This window comes from Candidatus Binatia bacterium (genome assembly GCA_036382395.1).
Classification (GTDB): domain Bacteria; phylum Desulfobacterota; class Binatia; order HRBIN30; family HRBIN30; genus JAGDMS01.
The window spans coordinates 1-1,703 of sequence record DASVHW010000319.1 but is presented as its reverse complement, the minus strand read 5'-3'; the positions used below and the strand labels follow the sequence as shown (position 1 = coordinate 1,703).

At 67.4% G+C, this 1,703-nt stretch carries 1 protein-coding gene; it reads right to left on the bottom strand.

The features are described 5' to 3' along the window. The coding region (locus VF515_14945) for a SulP family inorganic anion transporter (protein HEX7408928.1) at positions 1 to 1,618 on the bottom strand (1,618 nt) is incomplete at its 3' end. Between the last annotated feature and the right edge of the window lie 85 nt (positions 1,619 to 1,703).

The window sequence follows — 1,703 nt, the reverse complement described above, 5'->3', positions numbered from 1 at the left end:
CGAAGAGAGGAGCCCGCACGCCGCACAACAGGACGTGGACGTTGCGCGCTTTCATCCGGTCCAGAAATCCCTCGAGCAAGGTCAACCCGACGGCGTCGGGATTGCGCACCCGCTTCATGCGCAGGACGACGACCCGCGTTCGCTCGTCCACGCGCCCCTCCATGTAGGCGAAGTGCCGTTCGAGGGCGGCGGCGGAACCGAAGAACATTTCCCCTTCGAGCCCGAAGATGAGGATCGGGCCACGGACCTCGTCGTCGGGAAGACGCTCGTGAATCCCGCCCTCGGCCGACACCACGAACTCCGTGAAGAGCATCCGACCCGCTCGCCGGACGGCCAGCAGGAAGGACATGAAGACGCCGATCAGCACGCAGAACTCGACCGAGATCGCAATGGCGGACACGGCCGTGACCACGACGATCGCGGTGTCGAAGCGCGTGGCACGCAGGTGATAGAAGAGGGCGTGCCGGTCGACCATCTTCCAGGCCGACACCATCAGAATGCCGGCGAGCGTGGCGCGCGGGATGAAGCGGGCATAGGGCGCGAACTGGAGCATGATCACCGCCACCGCCAGTGCCGAGACCACGCCCGACCATTGGGTGGACGCGCCGGCCTGCTGGTTGATGGCCGAACGGGTGAGGGAACCCGAGCCCGGGAAGCACTGGAAGAAGCTTCCGGTGAAGTTCGCCAACCCCTCGCTCAGGCACTGCTGGTTCATGTCGAGTTTTTGCCGCGTCTGCGCGGCGATGGCCTTGGCCATGGAGATCGCTTCCAGCAAGCCGAGCACCGCGATCGCCAGTGCGCCGTTGGAAACGGTACGCATCATGGCGGCGTCGAAGGCGGGGAGTGCGAAATGGGGGAGCTTCGCCGGGATCTCGCCGATTACCGCGACGCCCCGCTGGTCGAGGCCGAGTCGCGCTACTAACGCCGCCATCGCGGCGACGACGATCAGGAAATCGGGCAGGAGCCGCCAGCCGATTCGCTCCTTCACCCACCGCAGGCCGACGACGAGCGCGATCGTACCCAACCCAATCGCTGCGGTCGCCGTGTGGATACCGCCGCCGTACACCAACGTCAGCCCGAACCGGTAAAGAAAGTGAGCGTGCGCGTCGCCCATAGCGCGCAGGCCGAGCAGGTTCTTCAGTTGGTCGAGTACCAGCAAGCCGCCGGCGCCGGCGGTAAAGCCGACGATGACGGAGTGGGAAATGTAGCGCGTCAGGTCGCCGAGCCGACACAGCGTGATGGCGAGCTGGATGGAACCGACCATGAAAGCGAGCAGGACGGCGGCTTGCACCTTCTGGTCCGGCCCCTCGACCATGGCAATCGCGCTGAGCACCGCGATGGAGATCGCGTTGGTCGGGCCGTTGATCAGCTGCCGTGACGAGTCGAAGACGGCCCCGACCGCGGTCATCACGATGGCGGTGTAGAGGCCGTACTCCACCGGGAGCCCTGCGACCATCGCGTACGCCATGGCCTGAGGCACGGCGACGGCGGCGACCGTGAGTCCGGCGACCGCGTCCGCCCGGGCGTCCGCCGGGCCGTAGCGGCGCAGCGAATCCAGGGCGGGAATGAGACGGTAGAGCCCCGCGGCGAGCCCTGGGCGAGCGGCCGCGGTGCTCAATGCGGCTCCGAGCTGCGTGCTGCGACGCACGGCCGGTAAGCGCGGAGCGCATCGCGGGCGAGAATCCCAAGGCGCATGGCGGCGA